This window comes from Kitasatospora sp. NPDC057518, from assembly GCF_042802075.1.
GTDB lineage: Bacteria > Actinomycetota > Actinomycetes > Streptomycetales > Streptomycetaceae > Kitasatospora.
In genome coordinates this window covers 1-21436 of sequence record NZ_JBHVEU010000114.1, presented here as the reverse complement: position 1 = coordinate 21436, position 21436 = coordinate 1, and the positions used below count along the sequence as shown (strand labels likewise).

The window sequence follows — 21436 nt, the reverse complement described above, 5'->3', positions numbered from 1 at the left end:
AGGCCGGCCCGCGCCCGGGCCGGGTGGAGGCACCACCGCACCGCTCCGAGTCGTGAGGTGAACCCATGTCACTGCTCTCCCGCGTCACGTCCCCGGCCGAGCTGCGCAAGCTCCCGGCCGTCGAACTGCCCCTGCTCGCCGACGAGATCCGCGACTTCCTGATCGAGGCCGTCACCCGCACCGGCGGCCACCTCGGGCCCAACCTCGGCGTGGTGGAGCTGACCATCGCGCTGCACCGGGTCTTCGACTCGCCGTACGACCGGATCGTCTTCGACACCGGCCACCAGAGCTACGTCCACAAACTGCTCACCGGCCGCCAGGACTTCAGCCGGCTGCGGATGCGCGGCGGACTCTCCGGGTACCCCGCGCGGGGCGAGTCCGAGCACGACCTGGTCGAGAACTCGCACGCCTCCACCGCGCTCTCCTACGCCGACGGCCTGGCCAAGGCGGCCCGACTGCTCGGCCAGCACGACCGGCACACCGTCGCGGTGATCGGCGACGGCGCCCTCACCGGCGGCCTCGCCTGGGAGGCGCTCAACAACATCGCCGAGGCGCGCGACCGACCGCTGGTCATCGTCGTCAACGACAACGAGCGCTCCTACGCCAGGACCATCGGCGGCCTCGCCAACCACCTGGCCACCCTGCGCACCACCCAGGGCTACGAGCGGTTCCTCGCCCTGGGCAAGGAGGCCCTGCAGCGCACCCCGCTGGTCGGCCAGCCGATCTTCGACGCGCTGCACGGCGCCAAGAAGGGGTTCAAGGACGCCTTCGCCCCGCAGGGCATGTTCGAGGACCTCGGCCTCAAGTACCTCGGGCCGATCGACGGCCACGACCTGGGCGCGGTCGAACAGGCGCTGCGCCAGGCCCGCAACTTCGGCGGACCGGTCATCGTGCACTGCCTGACCGTCAAGGGCCGCGGCTACCGGCCGGCCGAGCAGGACGAGGCCGACCGCTTCCACGCCGTCAACCCGATCGACCCGTACACCTGCCTGCCGATCTCGCCCAGCGGCGGCGTCTCCTGGACCTCGGTGTTCGGGGACGAGCTGCTCACCCTCGGAGCCGAGCGGCCGGACCTCGTGGCGATCACCGCGGCCATGCTCCAGCCGGTGGGCCTGGCCCCGTTCGCCAAGGCCTACCCGGAGCGGACCTTCGACGTCGGGATCGCCGAGCAGCACGCCGTCACCAGCGCGGCGGGGCTGGCCACCGGCGGACTGCACCCGGTGTTCGCGGTCTACGCGACCTTCCTCAACCGGGCCTTCGACCAGGTGCTGATGGACGTCGCCCTGCACCGGCTGGGCGTCACCTTCGTGCTCGACCGCTCCGGGGTGACCGGGCCGGACGGCGCCTCGCACAACGGCATGTGGGACATGTCGATCCTCCAGGTCGTCCCCGGCCTGCGGCTCGCCGCGCCGCGCGACGCGGAACAGCTGCGCGCCCAGCTGCGCGAGGCCGTCGAGGTCGGCGACGCCCCGACCGTCGTCCGCTTCCCGAAGGGGAACGTCGGGCCCGCGGTGCCGGCCGTCGAGCGGACCGGCGGGGTGGACGTGCTGCTGCGCACCGGGCGGGCGCCGGAGATCCTGCTGGTCGCCGTCGGCACCACCGCCTCCGCCTGCCTGGACGCGGCCCGGCTGCTGCTCGCCGAGGGCTTCACCGCGACCGTGGTCGACCCGCGCTGGGTCAAGCCGGTCGACCCGGTGCTGCCCGAACTCGCCGCCGCCCACCGGCTGGTGGTCACCGTCGAGGACAACGGCCGTACCGGAGGCGTCGGTTCGGCCGTCGCCCAGGCGCTGCGCGACGCCGACGTGGACGTGCCGGTGCGGGTGCTCGGCCTGCCCCAGGAGTTCCTCGGCCACGCCTCGCGCGGGGAGATCCTGGAGGAGGCGGGGCTGACCGGGACCGGGGTCGCCGCCCAGACCGCCGTCTTCGCCAAGAACCTGCTACCGACCCGAGGAGCGAACCCGCGCCATGCCGGCTGAACCAGACCGCCCCGCCTTCGACCTCGCCGCGCTGATCGCCGAACGCGGCGGCGAGCGCTACGAGTTGCACGGCCGCTACCTCAACCCGCAGCTGCCGCGGATGCTGCGCACCATCGGCTTCGACAAGTACTACGAGCGCGCCCGGGGCCAGTACTTCTACGACGCCGAGGGCAACGAGTACCTCGACATGCTGGCCGGCTTCGGCATCTTCGCGCTCGGCCGCCACCACCCGGTGGTGCGCTCGGCGGTCCAGCAGGTGATGGACCTCGACCTGCCGGACCTGGTCCGCTTCGACTGCTCACCGCTGCCCGGGCTGCTGGCCGAGCGGCTGCTGTCGTACGCGCCCGGACTGGACCGGGTGTTCTTCGGCAACAGCGGCACCGAAGCGGTGGAGACGGCGCTCAAGTTCGCCCGGTACGCCACCGGACGGAAGCGGATCCTGTACGCCGACCACGCCTTCCACGGGCTGACCACCGGCTCGCTCTCCGTCAACGGGGAGAGCGGCTTCCGCAAGGGCTTCGACCCGCTGCTGCCGGACACCGCCGTCCCGCTCGGCGATCTCGGCGCGCTGGCCAAGGAGTTGAAGCGCGGCGACGTCGCGGGGCTGATCGTCGAGCCGATCCAGGGCAAGGGCGTCCAGGCGCCGCCGCCCGGCTGGCTGCGGGCCGCCCAGGCGCTGCTCCACGAGCACCGGGCGCTGCTGATCTGCGACGAGGTGCAGACCGGCATCGGCCGCACCGGCGAGTTCTTCGCCTACCAGCACGAGGAAGGCGTGCTGCCGGACCTGGTCTGCGCCGCCAAGGCGCTGTCCGGCGGGTACGTGCCGGTCGGGGCGACGCTCGGCAAGGGCTGGATCTTCGAGAAGGTGTACTCCTCGATGGACCGGGTGCTGGTGCACTCGGCCAGCTTCGGGTCCAACGCCCAGGCCATGGCGGCCGGGCTGGCGACCCTGGAGGTGATGGGCGACGAGCAGGTGGTGGAGAACGCCCGCAAGGTGGGCGACTACTTCCGTGGACGGCTGACCGCGCTGGTCGACCAGTACGAGCTGCTCGCCGAGGTGCGCGGGCGCGGGCTGATGATCGGGATCGAGTTCGGCCGGCCCAAGTCGCTGAAGCTGCGCACCGGTTGGACCGCGCTCCAGGCGGCGCGCAAGGGGCTGTTCGCGCAGATGGTGGTCGTGCCGCTGCTGCAGCGGCACCGCATCCTGACCCAGGTGTCGGGGGACCACCTGGAAGTGATCAAGCTGATCCCCCCGCTGATCATCACCGAGCGTGACGTGGACCGGTTCGTGGACGCCTTCACCGAGATCATGGACGAGGCCCACCGGGGGAGCGGGCTGATGTGGGACTTCGGGCGGACGCTGGTGAAGCAGGCGGTCGGCGGGCGCTGAGGCTGCCGGGGCCGCCGGGGTCGGGATCGTGGGTGGCACGGTGTGGGAAGTCGACGGCACGGAGTGGGAAGTCGGCCGGGTCGACTTCCCACTCCGTGGGAGACACCGCGTCAGAGCTCGGTCCGGCGGCGCCGGATGACAACCACGAGATCGACGGCGGCGAACAGGGTGAGCAGGCCGCAGGCCACGGCGAAGCCGGTGAGGGTGCCCCGGCTGGGCGCACCGTAGGCGGGCGAGACGGCCGCCCAGACGGCGAAGCCCGCCGTGGCCAGCGCGAACAAGGGGGTGAAGGTGAGCGAGAGCAGGTAGCGGAGCTTGAGGTCGCTGCGGGCGGTGGCCGGCTCGGTGCCGCTGCGCCACCGGCGCGGGGTGGTGGTGCGCATGCCGTTCACCTCCGGACCGCGTGGGTCGGGCTACGATTCCAGCGTACGTCCGAGGAGGCGAGCCGGGGGAGGCGCGATGTCGGGTTCGGACGCGGTGGGGGCGGGGTCCGGTGCGGCGGGTTCGGGTTCGGGTTCGGGTTCGGGCTCCGGTTCGGGGGCGGCGGGCCAGGACGGCGAGGGGTACGCGGGGCTGCGGATCGAGCGGGCCCGGGAGTTGGCCCGGCGGCACGGCTGGGCGTCGGTCCGGGTGCTGGAGCCGGGGGACCTGATGACCATGGAGTACCGGCAGGGGCGGCTCAACCTCGCGGTGCGCAACGGTGTGGTCGAGCGCAGTTGGGAGGGGTAGGACCGCGGTGACCCGTCGGCTCTGGTTCGGGCGGGCCCGGGTTCAGCAGAGCAGGTGCCGGCGGCCGAAGCGCCGGTGGAGCCGCTGTTCGGCGGCGGCGACCAGGGGTTCCAGCAGCGGCAGCGAGAGCAGGACCAGCAGTCCGGCGGCCCAGCCGGCCAGGACGTCGGTGACCCAGTGGGTGCCCAGGTAGACCGTGGTCAGACCGATCGAGCAGGCGGTGGCGGCGGCGATCACCGCGCCGGTCCGCCGCCAGCGGACGGCGAGGTAGGCGAGCACGCCCCAGGTGACCACCGCGTTGGCGGTGTGGCCGGAGGGGAAGATGGTGCCACCGGAGAAGAGCTCGGGCGAGCCGACGTACTGCGCGTAGTGCGGGCCGAGCCGGCCGGTGACGATCTTGACCGCGCCGACGGTGACGTTGAGCAACAACAGCGCGATGCCCATGACCAGCAGCGGGCGCAGTCGGCCGAGGCGGTGGGCCCGCCAGCCGAGCCAGACGAAGGCGGCGATCGCCGACGGCCCGCGCTGCCCGGCGACCACCCAGGTGTCGAGCAGCGGCTCCAGTCGGGGCCACCGCTCGTAGGGGCGCAGCAGCCGGACCGACCAGTCGAGGTCGACCAGCGCGGTGTTGAGCAGGACACCGGCCAGCACCAGCAGGTAGCCGGCCAGGGTGACGGCGAGGAGGGCGGCCTGCCGTCGGCTCATCGGCGGCCAGCCGGGCTCGCCGGGGTCGGGGCCGAGCGGGGCGAGGTGGCGCGCGGGGGTGGTGGGACGGTCCAGGCGGCCGGTCTCGGCGGTGCGGCGCTCCGGCCCCTGGCGCGGAAGGGGAACGGGGGTACTTCTGGATTGCACGGGGTGACCTTACCCATCCGGACAGGGCTATTCCGGTGGTAATTGTCATTTTCCCGGGAAATCGACAATTGGGCCGACCAGGGGTGGTCCGAGGGGTGATTTCCGCTATTTCAGGATCGAAAGCCAGTGTGGTCGTCGAATGGTTCTGCAAAAGCCCCGGTAAAGCAAACGGAGTGGGAGGCCGGTGCGCCCGGCTTCCCACTCCGTGGTAACCCTGTGTAGGTTCCGTGCTCAGTCGAGGGGGCCGCCCGCGACGTAGATCACCTGGCCGGAGACGAAGCCGGCGCCCTCGCTCGCGAGGAACGCGATGGTGTGGGCGACGTCCTCGGGCTGACCGACCCGCTGGACCGGGATCTGAGAGGCTGCGGCCCGCTTGAAGTCTTCGAAGTCCATGCCGACCCGGGCCGCGGTGGCTGCTGTCATGTCCGTGGCGATGAAGCCCGGGGCGACCGCGTTGGCCGTGATGCCGAACTTGCCCAGCTCGATGGCCAAAGTCTTGGTGAAGCCCTGGAGACCGGCCTTGGCGGCCGAGTAGTTGGCCTGGCCGCGGTTGCCCTGGGCCGAGGACGAGGACAGGTTGACGATGCGGCCGAAACCGGCGTCGACCATGTGCTTCTGCACCGCGCGGGTCATCAGGAAGGCGCCGCGGAGGTGAACGTTGATGACCGTGTCCCAGTCGGACTCGGACATCTTGAAGAGCAGGTTGTCGCGGAGCACACCCGCGTTGTTCACCAGGACGACGGGGGCGCCGAGCTCGGCGGCCACCCGGTCGACGGCGGCCTGGACCTGCTCGGCGTCCGAGACGTCGGCGCCGACGGCGAGCGCCCTGCCGCCGGCGGCGGTGATCCGGTCGACGGTCTCCTGGCCGGCCGCTTCGTCCAGGTCCAGGACGGCGACCGCGTAGCCGTCGGCGGCCAGCCGGACGGCGGTGGCGGCGCCCAGGCCGCGGGCGGCGCCGGTCACGACGGCGACCCGGGGGGCGGTGCTCTGCTCGGTCATGCTCGCTCTCGTCTCTCTCGGGAGTGCCTCCCGGGGAGAGCCCCCGGAGAGGGTGGCCACACCCTACCGGCGGGTAGGGGGAGCGGCCAGGGTGGAGAGACGCAGGTGACGGTGGGTAAGGACCGACCGGTCGGCTTTCTGCTGAGAACGGGTTACTGCAAGCTGTTCGCAGCGAGTAAATATGCCAATGTTGCCGAACCTGCGTCTACTATCCGCCCCTGCCTGCCAGCAAGGGCCCGCCGTTTGTATAGTGTCCGCCAGCAGCCACCGGCTGCACGGCTGGAGCGCCCTCCCTCATAGCTGGACGCCCACTCGCCGTTACTGCCCCACCCGGGTGTCCCACACACACCGGGTGTGACATCGGGACGGATACATGGTGCTGGGGGAGATCCCGACAACCCGCGTGTCTACGCGACTGCAGCAGTCGCCAGGACACCTGATTCGCGTGGCACAGCAGGTCCACACCCGCTTGTGGTCCGAACACGTCGGAGCCGATCTCACGGCTCCGCAGTTCGCCGTGCTGCTGGTCCTGGCCCTGGAACCGGGTGCGGACCAGCGGACGGTCGGCGAGCGGGCCTCGCTCGACAAGGCCACGATGGCCGAGATGGTCGCGCGGCTGGTCCGTCGTGGCCTGGTGCTGCGCAGGCGCGACCCGGCCGACGGCCGGCGCAAGCTGCTGGCCCTCTCGCAGGGCGGCGCCCAGGCGGTGCGCGAGGCCACCGGTGGTGTGGTCCGCGTTCAGCGCGTCCTGTTCGAACCGCTCACGGCGGAGGAACAGGTCGAGATCGTCCGGGTGATGGCCAAGATAGCCAGGCTGGAGCCCGCGGCGGTCGCCGTCATCACCGACGCGCGGCCGATACTGGACGCCCAGCGGGCGATCGGCTACCTGATCAGGGTGAGCCAGCAGGTGCACACCAAGCTCTGGTCGGAGCACGTGGGCGCCGAGCTGACGGCTCCGCAGTACGCGGTGCTGGACGCGTTGGAGCTGGAACCGGGCGCCGACCAGCGCACGGTCGGCGAGCTGGCCTCGCTGGACAAGGCCACGATGGCCGAGATGGTCAGCCGGCTGGTGCGCCGCGGTCTGGTGCAGCGTCGGCGCGACCCCTCGGACGGACGGCGCAACCTGCTCTCGCTCTCACCGGCGGGACAGGACCTGCTGCACCGCTCGGCCGCTGGGGTGGCCGAGGTCCAGCGGCTGCTGCTGGCACCGCTGGAGGAGGGTGAGCACGAGGCCGCGCTCGCGCTCATCGCCAAGGCGGGCAGGCTGTAGGTCAAAAGTTCGCCACCGTAGCCAAAACGATTCGCCAAAACGCTGAGGGTCCATGGCCATGGGCTTTGGCGCATCGGGGCACACCGAAGGCCGCCCGCTCCTGTAGAGGTGCGGGCGGTCTTCGTGCGACCGGTGGTCAGCCGGTCGGGTGCTCAGACGGTTCGGGGGCCCGGGAGCCGGGACCCCGGGCGCGTCAGTTCCAGTCGAACTCCTGCGGGTCCGGGCCGATCCGCTTGCCGGTGGCCACGGCGGCGATCGCCGCGAGGTCCTCGGCGTCCAGCTCGAAGCCGGCGACGTCCAGGTTCTCCCGGATCCGGGACGGGGTGACCGACTTCGGGATGGCGATCACACCGCTCTGGAGGTGCCAGCGCAGCACCACCTGGGCGACCGTGCGGCCGTGCTTCTCGGCGATCTTCACCAGTGCGGCCTCGGCGAGCAGCTCCTTGCCCTGGCCCAGCGGGCTCCACGCCTCGGTGGCGATGCCGTGCTCGGCGTGGAACGCGCGCAGCTCCGTCTGCGGGAAGTACGGGTGCAGCTCGACCTGGTTCAGGGCCGGGGCGACGGAGGCCTCGTCCAGCAGGCGCGTCAGCTGCTCGGCGCCGAAGTTGGAGACGCCGATCGACTTGACCTTGCCGTCCGCCTTCAGCTGCTCGAAGGCCTTCCAGATGTTCAGGTAGCTGTCGCCGTGCATCGGGCGCGGCCAGTGGATCAGGTACAGGTCGAGCTGGTCGAGGCCGAGCTTGGCCAGCGAGGCGTCGAACTCGCGCAGCACCGCGTCGCGGCCCTGCTCGCCGGACCAGTCGCGGGTGCCCGAGTTCCACAGCTTGGTGGTGACGTAGAGGTCCTCGCGGGCCACGCCGCCCGCCAGCGCCTCGGTGATCGCCGCGCCGGTGCCGGCCTCGTTCTCGTAGATGGCCGCGGTGTCGATGGAGCGGTAGCCCGCCTCGATCGCGGCGCGGACGGCGGGGGTGGCCTCGGCGTCCGGGACCTGCCACACGCCGAAGCCGAGCTGCGGGATCTGCGCGCCGTCGTTGAGGGTGACGGTGGGGATGCTGCTCACGGGAAGAGGTGCCCTCCTGATTGTCCTGCTGTTCCAGTGGGGGCAACTGGTGTCCCGGTGTGATTGTTCCCGCCGAACGGGCGAATCTTGGGTGAAGCTTTGCGGGGGTTTGGCCTGGGCGGCGGCCGGCCGGTGACGGGGCGGAACCGCCCTGGTGGGGGACGTGCGGGGGGCTCGCGGGAAGCCTGCCGGGAACCCGCGGGGGCGCACAGGGGGAGTGCGGGCCCGGCGCGTGACGGGCGGGGCGTGGCGCGCGCGGTCGGCGGAGGAAAAACCTGTTGCGCGGATCACATCGAGGTTGGCAGGCTCGCGGCCATGACCTCCTGACTTCCGGGCCCTTCGTGCCCATTCCATGTCCGTCCGGTGTCCGCTCCGGACGCAGCGTCGATGTCGCGCCGGGCGCCGTGCCGCAGCGCCGCGCATCCTCCGCCCGCCGGCCCGGGCCGCCTGCCGTTCGGCCGCCGTGCGTGCTGTGCGCACGGTGCTGAGGCGTTCCGTGCGCCCTGTTCCCCCTGCTCCCCTTGCTTCCTGGCTCCCCCGCACCCCCGTGCGCCCGTGCCCCGCACCCGCGCACCGCTCGTATCGGAGTGTCATGCTGCTCACCCCCCTGCCGCTGGCCGACCCCGGCCGTCCCGACCTCTCCTCACCCCTGGCCTTCCTGCGCTGGCTGCAGCGCAGCCAGCGGCGCGGGCAGCTGCTCGCCACCCTCTGGGCGCTGATCGAGATGGGGGGCCAGGCCGCCCTGCCGATACCGCTCGGGCTCGGCGTGCAGGCCGCCGTGGACGGCGACGCCGGCGGGATCTGGCGGGCCGCCGGGCTCCTCCTGCTGCTGGGCGCGGGCGCTTCGGTCGGCACCGTGCTGTTGCACCGCCAGGCGGTCTGGAACTGGATCCACGCGGCCACCCACGTACGGCAGTTGGTGGCCCGGCAGGCCTCGCACCTCGGGGCCGGGCTGTCCCGCCGGATCGCCACCGGCGAGGTCGTCGCGGTCGGCAGCGGGGACGTCGAGCGGATCGGCTGGTACGTCGAGCTGGTCGCCCGGGTCCGGTCCGCGGTGATCGTCTGGCTGGCCGTCAGCGTGGTGGTCCTGACGGTCGATCCGGTGCTCGGGGCCGGGGTGCTGCTCGGCGTCCCGGTGCTGGCGGCCTCCGTCTGGCCGCTGATCGGGCCGTTCGAGCGGCGCTACGAACAGCAGCGCGCCCTCGGCGGCAAGGCCACCGAGCTGGCGGCCGACACCGTCGCGGGGCTGCGGGTGCTGCGTGGCATCGGCGGCGAGGAGCTGTTCCTGGAGCGGTACCGGGCCGCCTCCCAGAAGGTCCGGGCGGCGGCCGTCCGGTCGTCCCGGATCTGGTCGCTGATGCAGGCCCAACAGGTGCTGCTGCCCGGCCTGTTCGTGGTCGGCGTCACCTGGTACGGCGCCCGGCTGGTGGCCTCCGGCGAGCTCGCCGTCGGCACCCTGATCGCGGTGTACGGCGCGACGGCCTTCCTGGCCGCTCCGCTGCGCATCCTGGGCGAGGCGGCGCACGCCTGGAGCGTGGCCCGGGTCTCCGCCGGGCGGGCCGTCCGGGTGCTCTCGCTGGACCGGACCACCGGTACGGCCGAGGCCGCGCTGGCCAGGCCGGACAAGGCCGACCTGCACGACCCGGCGAGCGGGCTGACGGCGCGGGCCGGCGAGCTGACCGCGGTGGTCTGCGGGGACCCGGACTACGCCGGGGCGCTGGCCGAGCGGCTCGGTGGCCACGTGCCGTTGGCCGAGGGCGAACGGGCACAGGCCTCGGCGCGGCTCGGCGGCACGGAGCTGGACGCGGTGCCGTTGGCCGAGGCCAGGGCGGCGGTGCTGGTCCACGACAAGGAGCCGGTGCTGCTCTCCGGCACGCTGGCCGAGCTGTTCGACATCCCGTCCTCGGGGCGGGTCCCGGCGGCCGAGGCCCTCGCGGCGGCCCGGTCCGACGACGTGCTGGAGGCCCTGGTGGAGGGCTCGCCGGAGTGCGGGGGAGACCCGATGCGCGCCCGGATCACCGAGCGCGGACGCTCGCTCTCCGGCGGGCAGCGCCAGCGGCTCGCGCTGGCCCGCGCCCTGCTGGCGGACCCTCCGGTGCTGGTGCTGGACGAGCCCACCAGCGCGGTGGACGCGCACACCGAGTCGCGGATCGCCTCCGGGCTGCGGGACACCCGAGCCGGCCGCACCACCGTGGTGTTCGCGACCAGCCCGCTGCTGCTCGACCAGGCGGACCGGGTGGTGCTGCTGCAGGAGGGCCGGGTCGTCGCGGCCGGGCGGCACCGTGAGCTGATGCGGACCGAGCCGGCCTACCGGGCCGTGGTCACCCGCGACGAGGAAGCGGCCCGCCCGGTGGGTGGGGCCGTATGAGGACCATCGTCAACTTCCCTGCCACGCACGCGAGGAGTACGTCATGAAGCCCCCCGTCCAGGAGGAGCAGGGGCCGGCCACCACCCTGCCGGTCGGCTCCCCGGCCGCCGTGCGCGGGTACTTGCTGCTGCTCGCGCGGCGGCACCGCCGCGGGTTCTCCGCGGTGGTGACACTGCACTCGACGGCCACGCTGGCCGGGCTGGTCGGGCCCTGGGTGCTCGGCCGCCTGGTCGAGTCGCTGGCCACCGGGACGGCCGGGTCCACCATCACGGTGGCGGTCGCCTGGTACCTGCTGGCCCTGGTGGCACAGGCGGCGTTCACCGGCTGGTCGCGGATGCGCGGTGCGGTGCTCGGCGAGAAGGTGCTGGCCGACCTGCGCGAGGACTTCCTGGTCCGCTCGGTGGCCCTGCCGACCGGGGTGCTGGAGCGGGCCGGCACCGGGGACCTGGTCTCCCGGGGCACCACCGACATCGACCGGCTGGACAAGTCGGTGCGCGAGGCGGTGCCCGAACTCGCCGTCGCCGTGGTGTCGTTGCTCCTGGTGCTCGGTGCGCTGCTGGTCACCTCGCCGCTGCTCGCACTGACCTCGCTGGTCGGCCTGCCGCTGCTGCTGGTCAGCTCCCGCTGGTACTTCCGGCGCGCGCCGCAGTCCTACCGCAGCGAGTCGGCCGGGTACGCGGCGGTGAGCAACGTGCTGGCCGAGACGGTCGACGCCGGGCGGACGGTCGAGGCCCTGCGGCTGGGCGACCAACGGGTCCGGCTGACCGACCGCAAGCTGCGCGAGTGGCTGGCCTGGGAGCGGTACACCCTGTGGCTGCGCTCGGTCTGGTTCCCGACCATCGACGCGGTCTACACCTCGGCGGTGCTCGCCACCCTGGTGCTCGGCGGGCTGTTCACCCTCCGGGGCTGGATCACCGTGGGCCAGCTGACCACCGGCGTGCTCTACGCGCAGATGCTGACCGGCCCGGTGGACCTGATCCTGCGCTGGTACGACGAGCTCCAGATCGGCCAGGCCTCGCTGGCCCGGCTGGTCGGCGTGCGCGAGGTGCCGGAGCACGAGGGGGACGAGTCCGCCCGGCCGGACGGCCGTCGGGTCGAGGCGAAGGACGTCCGGTTCGGCTACCGGGAGGGCGCCGACGTCCTGCACGGCATCAGCCTGGACGTCGCCCCGGGCAGTCGGGTCGCGCTGGTCGGGCCGTCGGGCGCGGGCAAGTCCACGCTCGGCCGGCTGCTGGCGGGGATCTACGCCCCCGGCCGCGGCAGCGTGACCCTCGGCGGTGCGGCGCTGGCGCGGATGCCGGCCGAGCGGGTGCGCGCGCAGGTCGCCCTGGTGAACCAGGAGCACCACGTCTTCGTCGGCACCCTGCGGGACAACCTGCGGCTGGCCGCGCCCGACGCGGACGACACCGAGCTGCGGGCCGCGCTGGACGCGGTGGAGGCCGGGGCCTGGGTGGACGCCCTGCCGGAGGGCCTGGACACCGAGGTCGGCTCCGGCGGCACCTCGCTGACCCCGCCGCAGGCCCAGCAGCTGGCGCTGGCCCGGCTGGTGCTGGCCGATCCGCACACCCTGGTGCTGGACGAGGCCACCTCCCTGCTGGACCCGCGGGCCGCCCGGCACCTGGAGCGCTCGCTCTCCAGGGTGCTGGAGGGCCGGACGGTCATCGCCATCGCCCACCGGCTGCACACCGCGCACGACGCGGACGTGATCGCGGTGGTCGAGGGCGGGCGGATCAGCGAGTACGGCAGCCACCCGGACCTGGTCGCGGCGGGCGGTCCGTACGCGGCGCTCTGGCGGTCCTGGCGGGACGAGCGGTAGCGCGACGCCCCGGGGCGGGACGAGCGGGGAGCGGGCCGTCCCGGCAGGAGGGGCTTCAAACCCGTACGGGGCCGGATTGCCCCGTACGGGTTACTCCCTGGCCCGGAGGGGCGCGTAACCGGGCAAATCGGCCGCCCGGCCCGCAGACTGCTCCGGTGACCAAGATTTCAGACGGCTCGTCCCGCTCCCCGCGCGGTGAGATCGGCGGGATTCCCACGCGCTACATCGGGATCGGCGCCATCGTCGTCCTCGCCGTGTGGTTCCTGTTCGCCAACCTCGACAAGGTCAAGATCCAGTTCTGGGTCTTCACCGTCACCGCGCCGCTCTGGATCGCGCTGCTGGCCACGCTGATCGCGGGCGTCGCGCTGGGCTGGCTGCTGAAGGGACGGCGCAGCAGGTGACCACAGCCCCCGGGCCGGCTCCGGCCGGCGCATCGGCCTTCACCCCGCTGATCGAGATGCGCGGGGTCAACAAGCACTTCGGGGACCTGCACGTGCTGCAGGACATCGAGCTGACGGTGGGACGCGGCGAGGTCGTCGTCGTCATCGGCCCGTCCGGCTCCGGCAAGTCCACCCTCTGCCGGGCCATCAACCGGCTGGAGCCGATCGAGGACGGCACCATCCTGATCGACGGCCAGCCGCTGCCCGAGGAGGGCAAGGGGCTGGCCAGGCTGCGCGCCGAGGTCGGCATGGTGTTCCAGTCCTTCAACCTGTTCGCGCACAAGACCGTGCTGCAGAACGTCTCGCTCGCGCAGATCAAGGTCCGCGGCCGGCCCAGGGCGGAGGCGGACGACAAGTCCCGCGCGCTGCTGGAGCGGGTGGGCCTCGCCGATCAGGCGGCCAAGTACCCGGCGCAGCTCTCCGGCGGGCAGCAGCAGCGGGTCGCGATCGCCCGCGCGCTGGCGATGGACCCCAAGGCGCTGCTGTTCGACGAGCCCACCTCGGCGCTCGACCCCGAGATGATCAACGAGGTGCTGGACGTCATGCGCCAGCTCGCGAGCGAGGGCATGACGATGATCGTGGTCACCCACGAGATGGGCTTCGCCCGGGCCTCCGCGAACCGGGTCGTGTTCATGGCCGACGGCCGGATCGTCGAGGACCGCGCCCCGGAGGACTTCTTCAGCGCTCCTGAGAGCGATCGTGCCCGGGACTTCCTGTCCAAGATCCTGAAGCACTGAGGCGGCGCCGTGAACCGTGAGACGACGCCGGCGGCGAGGCCCGCGGGAAGATCTGTGGGAAGGCCCGTGGCGCGGGCGGGGCGGCGCGTGCTCGCCGCCGCCCTGCTGTTCACCGCGCTGGTGGCGGGCTGCGGCAAGCCCGGCACCCCGCCGCCCAAGGGCCCGCAGCCCAGCGCCCTGCCCAGCTACCAGGTGCAGGACGCCTCCGCGATCACCGGCTCGCCGACCCTGGACGCCGCCCGCAGCCGGGGCCACCTGGTGGTCGGCGCCAAGGAGGACCAGCCGTACCTGGGCCAGAAGAACCCGGCCACCGGCGTGTACTCCGGCTTCGACATCGAGATCGCCAAGATGGTCGGCGCCTCGTTGGGCTTCCCGCCGGACCGGATCCAGTTCAAGACGATCGCCTCGGCCAACCGCGAGACCGCCCTGCAGAACGGCCAGGTGGACTACTACGTCGGCACCTACACCATCAACGACAACCGGAAGAAGCTGGTCGGCTTCGCCGGCCCGTACTTCATCGCCGGGCAGTCGCTGCTGGTGCGCAAGAACAACACCACCATCCACGGCCCGCAGGACCTGGACGGCAAGAAGGTCTGCTCGGCGGCCGGCTCGACGCCGTACCAGCGCATCCAGTCGCAGTACCCGAAGGCCAAGCTGATCGGCTACGACACCTACTCGGCCTGCGTGGACAACCTGATCACCAACCAGGTCGACGCGGTGACCACGGACAACGCGATCCTGCTCGGCTACGCGGCCAAGGTGCCGGACGAGCTCAAGGTGGTCGGCCCGCTGTTCTCGACCGAGCCGTACGGCATCGGGGTGCCGAAGAACGACACCGTGCTGCGCGGCGCGATCAACGACGCTCTGGAGCACCACATGCAGAACGGCGACTGGAGGAGGGCGTTCGAGGCGACTCTCGGCCTCTCCGGGGAGCCGGCGCCGAACCCGCCGCAGATCGACCGGTACTGAGAGGGCCGCGCCGTGAAAACGCTGACCGACAACTGGTCGACCTACTGGGACGGGTTCCTCGGCACGCTCTCGCTGTTCGCGGTGAGCGCCGTGCTGTCGCTGGTGCTGGGCGTGCTGATCGCGGGCTTCCGGGTCTCGCCGGTGAAACCGCTGCGGGTGTTCGGGACGCTGTGGGTGACGGTGCTGCGCAACACGCCGCTGACCCTGCTGTTCTTCATCGTGGTGCTGGGCCTGCCCCGGTTCGACATCACCCTGCCCTTCTACACCTTCGCGGTGCTCGCGCTGGGCTGCTACACCTCGGCCTTCGTCTGCGAGTCGATGCGGTCGGGCATCAACACGGTGCCGACCGGGCAGGGCGAGGCGGCCCGCAGCCTCGGCATGAACTTCGGGCAGACGATGAGCCTGGTGGTGCTGCCGCAGGCGTACCGCTCGGTGGTGGCGCCGCTCGGCAGTGTGATGATCGCGCTGGCGAAGAACACGGCGATCGCCGGCTCGTTCAGCGTCACCGAGCTGCTGGGCACCTACCGGACCATCAACGAGCTGGGCTACAGCATCATCTGGACCTTCGTCTGGATCGCCGTCGGCTACCTGATCATCACCCTGGCCATCAGCGCCGTCTTCAACCTGCTGGAACGACGAGTGGCGGTGTCCCGATGACGGTCGAATCCTCGGCGCTGTACGACATCCCCGGCCCGAAGGCGCTCTCCCGGCACCGGCTGTACGGCGGGATCGCGCTGCTGCTGATCGCGGCGCTGATCGGCTGGGTGGTCTACATGCTCTTCCACACCCACCAGTTCACGTACGCCAAGTGGCAGCCCTTCGAGTACCGGGGCGTGCAGGAGCTGCTGCTGCGCGGGCTCGGCAACACCTTGCAGGCCTTCGGCTGGACGGTGCTGTTCGCGCTGCCGTTCGGCGCGCTGTTCGCGGCCGGGCGGCTCTCCGACCACCGGGTGGTGCGCTGGCTCGCCACGCTGGTGGTGGAGTTCTTCCGGGCCATGCCGGTGCTGGTGATGATCTTCTTCGTCTTCGTCGCGCTCAAGGTGCAGCCGCTCTGGGCGCTGGTGGCCGGGCTGGTGCTCTACAACGGCTCGGTGCTGGCCGAGGTGTTCCGGGCCGGCGTGCTCGCGGTGCCCAAGGGGCAGCGGGAGGCGGCGTTCGCGCTGGGGATGCGCAAGACCCAGGTGATGACGTACGTCCTGGTGCCGCAGGCCAACCGGGCGATGCTGCCGGCCATCATCAGTCAGCTGGTGGTCGCGCTCAAGGACACCTCGCTGGGCTTCCTGATCACCTTTGAGGAGTTCCTGCACGCGGGCAAGCTGATCGCCACCAACCTGGACTACGACCTGCCGTTCATCCCGGTGGTGATGGTGATCGCGCCGATCTACATCGGCATGTGTCTGCTGCTCTCCTGGCTCGCCCGCTTCGTGGAGCGGCGCAGCCGGCGCAGTCCGAGCGCGCGGGGCGGGGCACCGGTGGCCAAGGCCGGGGTGCCGGTGGGGCTGCCGCCGTCGGCGCAGTTGTGAGGCCGGTGCGGCGGTGAGGTCGGCGCAGCTGTGAGAAGGCCGGTTCGGGGCTGAACCATAGGTACGGGTGGGGTTGGGGTCGGTACCTCCAAATTCCTCTTATGATTCTCGGGCGCCCGGGCGCGGCCCGTGGACGACCGGAGCGCGGCCGGAACGGGGCTGCCGACGGTGGACGAGAGGGCGGGAGGGACCATGGAGCCGGTGTTCGATTCGCGGCACATCAGGACGTTCCACGAGGTCGTCCGGGCCGGCTCCTACTCGGCCGCCGCCCGCGAACTGGGCTACACCCAGCCCGCCATCACCCAGCAGATGAAGGCGCTCGAACGCACCGTCGGCGTCCCGCTCTTCACCCGGGCCGGGCGCGGACTGCGGCTCACCGAGGCCGGCGAGGCGCTCTCCCGGCACGCCGAGCTGATCCTCGGCAGCATGTCCGCCGCCCAGCAGCAGCTCGCCGCGCTGGCCCGGCTGCGCGCCGGTCGGGTGCGGGTCTGCGCCTTCCCCAGCGCCAACGCCACCCTGATACCCCAGGCGATGGCCCGGCTGCTGGCCGAGCACCCCGGTGTGCGGGTCGAGCTGCTGGAGGCCGAGCCGCCGGACTCCGTCCAGCGGCTGCTGCGCGGGGAGTGCGACATCGCGCTGGCGTTCCGGTACCCCGGCGTGGCCGCCGAGGTGCCGGAGGGCGTGGACGAGATCCCGCTGATGGAGGACCTGCTCACGGTGCTGCTGCCGGTCGGGCACCCGCTCGGCCGCCGGCACGCCGTACGGCTGGCCGACCTCGGCGGCGAACGCTGGATCGCCGGCTGTCCGCGCTGCCGGGCCAACCTGCTGCACGTCTGTGCGGAGGAGGGCTTCGCACCGGACATCGTCTTCTCCACCGACGACAACCTCGCGGTGCAGTCGCTCGTCGCCGCCGGGGTCGGGATCGCGCTGATGCCGGCGCTGGTGCTCTCCTTCATGTGCCACCGCAAGGTCACCGGACGGGCCGTCGAGCCGCACCTGCGGCGGCAGGTGAGCGCGTACGTGCTGCGCGAGCACCGGCGGATCCCGGCCACCGGGCTGGTGCTGGACCACCTGCGGCAGGCGGCGGCGAGCCGGGTCGGGTGCTGACCCGTCGGCGGGCCACATGACCGACGAGCATGGACTGCTACCCGGCGACCTATAAGCGTTGATGGGGAGATTGCTTACAAACCCTCCTTGGACGTGATGGGTCCATAGGTTCGAACCTGCTGGGATGACACCCTCAGCCACGGTCGGCAGCGACCGGCTCACCGAGCGGATGACCGCGCTGATCAGTGAGATCCGCGCCGTCGTGGACCGCGGGCTCCCGCCGGAGCTCACCGCCTACCTGGTCGGCGAGCGCCTCGCCCCGCACCTGCACGCCGACCCGGACGGGCCCGACGCGCTGCTCACCCCCGCCCAGCGCGAGGGCGACCCGCAGCGCTACCGCCAGCACGTCCTGCACGCCGAGGGGGACGGCAGCTTCTCCGTCGTCGCCCTGGTCTGGCTGCCCGGGCAGCAGACCCCGATCCACGACCACGTCTCCTGGTGCGTGGCCGGCGTCCACCAGGGCCAGGAGAGCGAGACCCGCTACCGGCTGGTCTCCGACGGCCCCACCTCCCGGCTGGTCGAGACCGAGCACGTGGCCGGCCCGGCCGGCACCGTGGCCGCCTTCGCCCCGCCCGGCGACATCCACCTGGTGCGCAACTCCTGTAGCAGCACGGCGATCTCCATCCACGTCTACGGCGCGGACGTCTCGCGGCTCGGCACCAGCATCCGGCGGGTCTACCGGCTGCCCGCCGACCGGCAGCAGTGAGGGCGGCGTGGCACTGACCCTCAGGCACCGCACCGCCGGCACCCGCTCACTGCCCCCGATGCGCGGGGACGCCCCCGGGCTGCTGCTCGCGGCCCTCGGAGTGGCCGCCGCGCTGGGCATCCACGCGCTGGTGCCGGCCGTGCCCGAACTCACCGCCGCCGTCCTGCTCGGCATGCTGGTGGCCCACCTGCCCGGGCTGCGCCCGGTGGTCCGCGGGATCGCCCGGCCGGGGCTGTCCACGGCCGGGAAGCGGCTGATGCGGCTCGGGATCGTCCTGCTCGGGCTCAAGCTCAGCCTGGACGACGTGCTCGGCCTCGGCTGGGCCACCGTCGCCATGGTGCTCGCGGTGGTCGCGGCCACCTTCGCGGGCACGCTCTGGCTGGGCCGGCGGCTCGGCCTGCCCGGGGACCAGCCGCTGCTGGTCGCTACCGGGTACTCGATCTGCGGGGCCTCGGCGATCGGCGCGGTCAGCCAGGCGGCGGGCAGCGAGGAGGAGGACGTCGCGGCCTCGGTGGCGCTGGTGACCCTCTGCGGGACGCTGGCGATCGCCGTGCTGCCGCTGCTCCAGCACCCGCTCGGGCTCGGCGAGCTGGAGTTCGGGCGCTGGGTCGGGGCGAGCGTGCACGACGTCGGGCAGGTGGTCGCCACCGCGCAGACCGGCGGGGCCGGGGCGCTGCGGGAGGCGGTGCTGGTCAAGCTGATGCGTGTGGTGCTGCTGGCGCCGCTGGTCGCGGGGGTGGCCGTGGCGGTGCGGCGGAACCTGCGGGCGGCGCGGGTGGCGGCCCTGGCGGAGGTTCCGGTCGGGGCGCCGGTGGGCGCTCCGGTGGGGGCCTCAGCGGCGGGCGGGGCGGGCGAGGAGGGCGCGGCGTCGGGCGATAAGTCGAGCGCGAAGTCGGGTGAGAAGCCGGCTGAGAAGTCGGTGAAGACCGGTAGCCGTCCGCCGATCGTGCCGCTGTTCGTGGCCGGATTCCTCGCGATGATCGTCCTGCGGACCACCGGGGTGCTGCCCGAGCGGGCGCTCGACCTGGCCGCGGACGCCCAGGGGCTGCTGCTGGCTGCCGCGCTGTTCGGCCTGGGCAGTGCGGTGCACCTGCCGACCATGGCCCGCACCGGCGGGCGGATCGCCCTGCTCGGACTCGGGTCCTGGGTGGTCGTCGCGGGCGTCTCGTACGTGGGGGTGCTGGTCACGACCTGACGGACCCGGGTGCGGACTCGGCTATTGTCGGGCAGGTGCCCGCCCCGCCCGTACGGGGGCGGCACCGCAGCCGAGTTCGCCCGAGTCCACCAAGGGGGACGGATGACCACCGCACTGCCCGAACGCGACGGCCACGAGGCCGTCGTCACCCTCGACCGGCGGGAGGGCCCGTACGGCGAGGTGGTGCTCCGGCAACGCGGTCGGGACTTCGAGATCATCGCCAACGGCTGCTTCCTGATGGACACCGCCGACGGGCGCTCGGAGCGGCTGCTGATCCAGGCGGCGCTGGACGAGTTGGACCGCACGGGCGGCCTGGTCGAGCGGCCGTCGGTGCTGATCGGAGGCCTCGGGGTCGGCTTCTCGCTGGCGTACGCGGCGGCCGAGCCGCGCTGGGGACGGATCGCCATCGTCGAGCGGGAGACCGCGATCATCGACTGGCACAGGACCGGCCCGCTCGGCGCCTTCTCCGACGGTGCGCTGGAGGACGCGCGGGTCGAGGTGCTCCACACCGACCTGCTGGAGTACCTCGCGGCGGCGGACGGCGAGCGCTATGACGCGCTGTGCCTGGACATCGACAACGGGCCGGACTGGACCGTCACCGAGTCCAACGACGGGCTGTACGGCGCGGACGGGCTCGCGGTGCTGTGGCACCGGCTGCGGACGGGCGGGGTGCTGGCGGTGTGGAGCGCGCAGCCTTCGCCGGCCTTCGAGGAGGCGCTGCGGGCGGTGGGGTTCTCGGACGTGGTGACGCACGAGATCCCGGTCGCCCGGGGGGTGCCGGACGTGGTGCACCTGGCCCGGCGGGCGGGCTGAGGGCGCGCCGAGGGCCGGCTGAGGGCGGACGCGGATCGGGCCGGGTGCGGCCGGATCGCGGGTGAACCCGGCTGTGGCGGCGGGTGGTTGGCGCCTGGTGCGTCAACTGCTGTCGGCACCACGGCTGTTGAACGGCAGGTTGATGGTGGGATCGGGTGGCTGAGAGCGGGAGTCCCTCGGAGCGGATCGCGGCCGAGCTCCGACGTCGCATCGCGGCAGGGGAGTTGGCGCCGGGGGCGCGGGTGCCGTCGACCCGGCGGATCACCCAGGAGTGGGGCGTCGCGATGGCCACGGCGACCAAGGTGCTGAACCGCCTCCGGGAGGAAGGGCTCGTACGGGCCGTTCCCGGGGTGGGCACGGTGGTGGCCGGGAAGGCGGCTCCGGAGGAGGTCCGGGCCCGGGAGCCGCGGCGGGAACCGGCGCGGGAAGCGCGGCCGGTGGCGGAGCTGGCCACGGCGCCGACCGCGGAGCCGACCGCGGCGCGGCGGGTGAGAGCGGGCGGCGAGGGTGAGCTCACCCGGGAGCGGATCGTCGCGACGGCCGTCCGGGTGGCCGACGAGGAGGGGCTGGCGGCGCTGTCGATGCGCCGGGTCGCGACCGATCTGGGCGTCGCGACGATGTCGCTCTACCGTCATGTGCCCGGCAAGGACGAGCTGTTGCGGCTCATGACGGACGTGGCGTTCGGGGAACAGCCGCTGCCCGAGCCGCCGGCGGAGGACTGGCGGGAGGGGCTGGAGACGGTCGCCCGGCTGCAGTGGCGGATCTACCGGCGTCACCCGTGGCTGGCCTCCACGATGTCCTTCACCCGGCCCGTGCTGGCGCCGGACGCCGCAGTGCACACCGAGCGGTCGATGGCCGCCCTGGCGGGGCGGGGTCTGAGCGGCGAGGAGATGGCCCAGGCGGCCGTCGCCCTGGCGGCGTTCGTGTGCGGGCTGGCCGTCCACTTCGAGCGGGAGGCGCAGGCCGAGCAGGACAGCGGGCTGTCCGCGGAGGAGTGGATGGACCGGGTGGAGGGTGAGGAGCACGCCCGGCTGATGGCGGATCCGGAGCGGTTCCCGATGTTCGACGCGATGAACCGGGGGCCGGAGATCGACCTGGGCCTGGAGGCGCTGTTCGAGTTCGGGATGGCGCGGATGCTGGGCGGGGTCGGTCTGATGATCGAGCGGCGGGGGCAGGGGGCGGCGAACAGCTGACAGATGACAGGTAACAGATTTCAGATTTCGTTCGCTGAAATCTGTCAGCTGTTATCTGTCGGTTGTTACCTGTCAGCCGTCAGCCGTCAGCTGTCCGTTGACGGCCGTCACCCGTTCGCGGTGACGGCGCGCAGCGGCTTCCCCCGCCTCCGGCTCAGCCGAACGGGCGGTTCTGCGGCTCGGCGTCCGCCTCCTCCGCCGGCTCCGGTTCGGGAGCCGACAGGTCCGGGAGGCCCCCGATGGCGAAGGGGTTGAAGTCCGGCGGCGGGACCATCACCGGCGTGCCCTTGCCC

20 protein-coding genes are annotated in these 21436 nt (G+C 72.7%); 16 read left to right on the top strand and 4 right to left on the bottom strand.

Features of this window, described 5'->3' with window-relative positions; translation table 11 throughout:
- Positions 1–65 precede the first annotated feature (65 nt).
- Together dxs and ACFU7Z_RS14585 are read left to right on the top strand one after the other, a co-directional pair.
- Positions 66–1976 (top strand): 1-deoxy-D-xylulose-5-phosphate synthase, encoded by a 1911-nt coding sequence (dxs, locus tag ACFU7Z_RS14590; RefSeq protein WP_380777728.1) that lies wholly within the window; start codon positions 66–68, stop codon positions 1974–1976.
- Positions 1966–3366, top strand: a complete 1401-nt coding sequence (locus ACFU7Z_RS14585; RefSeq protein ID WP_380777727.1) for an aspartate aminotransferase family protein — start codon at positions 1966–1968, stop codon at positions 3364–3366. The genes dxs and ACFU7Z_RS14585 overlap by 11 nt, the downstream gene beginning before the upstream one ends.
- Positions 3367–3476: 110 nt before the next feature.
- On the opposite strand, the gene ACFU7Z_RS14580 is transcribed toward ACFU7Z_RS14585, so the two are convergent.
- On the bottom strand, positions 3477–3749 hold the full coding sequence (locus ACFU7Z_RS14580; RefSeq protein WP_375876302.1) for a DUF6343 family protein: 273 nt from the start codon (positions 3747–3749) through the stop codon (positions 3477–3479).
- A 76-nt stretch (positions 3750–3825) separates the two neighbouring features.
- Here ACFU7Z_RS14580 and ACFU7Z_RS14575 point away from each other — a divergent pair, with 76 nt between their 5' ends.
- Positions 3826–4095: an I78 family peptidase inhibitor gene (locus tag ACFU7Z_RS14575; protein ID WP_380737997.1), complete on the top strand. Its 270-nt coding sequence runs from the start codon at positions 3826–3828 to the stop codon at positions 4093–4095.
- A 42-nt stretch (positions 4096–4137) separates the two neighbouring features.
- Here the strand turns inward: ACFU7Z_RS14575 and ACFU7Z_RS14570 are convergent, their stop codons facing one another.
- Positions 4138–4947 carry a phosphatase PAP2 family protein gene (locus tag ACFU7Z_RS14570; protein ID WP_380777726.1) on the bottom strand — a complete coding sequence of 270 codons (810 nt, stop codon included), beginning with the start codon at positions 4945–4947 and terminating at the stop codon, positions 4138–4140.
- 231 nt (positions 4948–5178) lie between these two features.
- Positions 5179–5946: a 3-oxoacyl-ACP reductase FabG gene (fabG, locus tag ACFU7Z_RS14565; RefSeq protein ID WP_380777725.1), complete on the bottom strand. Its 768-nt coding sequence runs from the start codon at positions 5944–5946 to the stop codon at positions 5179–5181.
- A gap of 445 nt (positions 5947–6391) precedes the next feature.
- Between fabG and ACFU7Z_RS14560 the strand changes: the two genes are divergently transcribed.
- The gene (locus ACFU7Z_RS14560) at positions 6392–7216 is read left to right on the top strand and encodes a MarR family winged helix-turn-helix transcriptional regulator (RefSeq protein WP_053111942.1); all 825 of its coding nucleotides are present in this window, start codon (positions 6392–6394) and stop codon (positions 7214–7216) included.
- 193 nt (positions 7217–7409) lie between these two features.
- On the opposite strand, the gene ACFU7Z_RS14555 is transcribed toward ACFU7Z_RS14560, so the two are convergent.
- Positions 7410–8276, bottom strand: coding sequence for an aldo/keto reductase (locus tag ACFU7Z_RS14555; RefSeq protein ID WP_380777724.1), 867 nt, complete (start codon positions 8274–8276; stop codon positions 7410–7412).
- A 592-nt stretch (positions 8277–8868) separates the two neighbouring features.
- On the opposite strand from ACFU7Z_RS14555, the gene ACFU7Z_RS14550 reads away from it, so the two are divergent.
- The 12 genes from ACFU7Z_RS14550 to ACFU7Z_RS14495 all read left to right on the top strand — a co-directional run bounded on the left by ACFU7Z_RS14550 (position 8869) and on the right by ACFU7Z_RS14495 (position 21143).
- Complete coding sequence (locus ACFU7Z_RS14550; RefSeq protein ID WP_380777723.1) at positions 8869–10644, top strand: ABC transporter transmembrane domain-containing protein; 1776 nt, start codon at positions 8869–8871, stop codon at positions 10642–10644.
- Positions 10645–10687: 43 nt separating this feature from the next.
- On the top strand, positions 10688–12460 hold the full coding sequence (locus ACFU7Z_RS14545) for an ABC transporter ATP-binding protein (protein ID WP_380777722.1): 1773 nt from the start codon (positions 10688–10690) through the stop codon (positions 12458–12460).
- A gap of 155 nt (positions 12461–12615) precedes the next feature.
- Positions 12616–12861 (top strand): lipopolysaccharide assembly protein LapA domain-containing protein, encoded by a 246-nt coding sequence (locus ACFU7Z_RS14540; protein WP_049649495.1) that lies wholly within the window; start codon positions 12616–12618, stop codon positions 12859–12861.
- 47 nt (positions 12862–12908) lie between these two features.
- Positions 12909–13637 (top strand): amino acid ABC transporter ATP-binding protein, encoded by a 729-nt coding sequence (locus ACFU7Z_RS14535; protein WP_206745852.1) that lies wholly within the window; start codon positions 12909–12911, stop codon positions 13635–13637.
- 66 nt (positions 13638–13703) lie between these two features.
- Complete coding sequence (locus ACFU7Z_RS14530) at positions 13704–14606, top strand: glutamate ABC transporter substrate-binding protein (protein WP_074004372.1); 903 nt, start codon at positions 13704–13706, stop codon at positions 14604–14606.
- 12 nt (positions 14607–14618) lie between these two features.
- Entirely contained in the window at positions 14619–15263 is a 645-nt protein-coding gene (locus ACFU7Z_RS14525; RefSeq protein ID WP_074004373.1) for an amino acid ABC transporter permease, read from the top strand.
- On the top strand, positions 15260–16129 hold the full coding sequence (locus ACFU7Z_RS14520) for an amino acid ABC transporter permease (RefSeq protein ID WP_074004374.1): 870 nt from the start codon (positions 15260–15262) through the stop codon (positions 16127–16129). The genes ACFU7Z_RS14525 and ACFU7Z_RS14520 overlap by 4 nt, the downstream gene beginning before the upstream one ends.
- A 201-nt stretch (positions 16130–16330) precedes the next feature.
- Positions 16331–17236 carry a LysR family transcriptional regulator gene (locus ACFU7Z_RS14515; RefSeq protein WP_380777721.1) on the top strand — a complete coding sequence of 302 codons (906 nt, stop codon included), beginning with the start codon at positions 16331–16333 and terminating at the stop codon, positions 17234–17236.
- A 124-nt stretch (positions 17237–17360) separates the two neighbouring features.
- The gene (locus ACFU7Z_RS14510; RefSeq protein ID WP_074004375.1) at positions 17361–17942 is read left to right on the top strand and encodes a cysteine dioxygenase family protein; all 582 of its coding nucleotides are present in this window, start codon (positions 17361–17363) and stop codon (positions 17940–17942) included.
- 58 nt (positions 17943–18000) lie between these two features.
- Entirely contained in the window at positions 18001–19137 is a 1137-nt protein-coding gene (locus tag ACFU7Z_RS14505) for a YeiH family protein (protein WP_380777729.1), read from the top strand.
- 102 nt (positions 19138–19239) lie between these two features.
- Complete coding sequence (locus ACFU7Z_RS14500; protein WP_380777720.1) at positions 19240–19950, top strand: spermidine synthase; 711 nt, start codon at positions 19240–19242, stop codon at positions 19948–19950.
- A 155-nt stretch (positions 19951–20105) separates the two neighbouring features.
- Entirely contained in the window at positions 20106–21143 is a 1038-nt protein-coding gene (locus ACFU7Z_RS14495) for a TetR/AcrR family transcriptional regulator C-terminal domain-containing protein (protein ID WP_380777719.1), read from the top strand.
- Positions 21144–21436 lie beyond the last annotated feature (293 nt).

Coding starts and splice junctions, on each gene's coding strand:
- dxs (WP_380777728.1), top strand. CDS start 66: ATGTCACTGCTCTCCCGCGTCACGTCCCCGGCCGAGCTGCGCAAGCTC.
- ACFU7Z_RS14585 (WP_380777727.1), top strand. CDS start 1,966: ATGCCGGCTGAACCAGACCGCCCCGCCTTCGACCTCGCCGCGCTGATC.
- ACFU7Z_RS14580 (WP_375876302.1), bottom strand. CDS start 3,749: ATGCGCACCACCACCCCGCGCCGGTGGCGCAGCGGCACCGAGCCGGCC.
- ACFU7Z_RS14575 (WP_380737997.1), top strand. CDS start 3,826: ATGTCGGGTTCGGACGCGGTGGGGGCGGGGTCCGGTGCGGCGGGTTCG.
- fabG (WP_380777725.1), bottom strand. CDS start 5,946: ATGACCGAGCAGAGCACCGCCCCCCGGGTCGCCGTCGTGACCGGCGCC.
- ACFU7Z_RS14550 (WP_380777723.1), top strand. CDS start 8,869: ATGCTGCTCACCCCCCTGCCGCTGGCCGACCCCGGCCGTCCCGACCTC.
- ACFU7Z_RS14545 (WP_380777722.1), top strand. CDS start 10,688: ATGAAGCCCCCCGTCCAGGAGGAGCAGGGGCCGGCCACCACCCTGCCG.
- ACFU7Z_RS14520 (WP_074004374.1), top strand. CDS start 15,260: ATGACGGTCGAATCCTCGGCGCTGTACGACATCCCCGGCCCGAAGGCG.
- ACFU7Z_RS14510 (WP_074004375.1), top strand. CDS start 17,361: ATGACACCCTCAGCCACGGTCGGCAGCGACCGGCTCACCGAGCGGATG.
- ACFU7Z_RS14505 (WP_380777729.1), top strand. CDS start 18,001: ATGCGCGGGGACGCCCCCGGGCTGCTGCTCGCGGCCCTCGGAGTGGCC.
- ACFU7Z_RS14500 (WP_380777720.1), top strand. CDS start 19,240: ATGACCACCGCACTGCCCGAACGCGACGGCCACGAGGCCGTCGTCACC.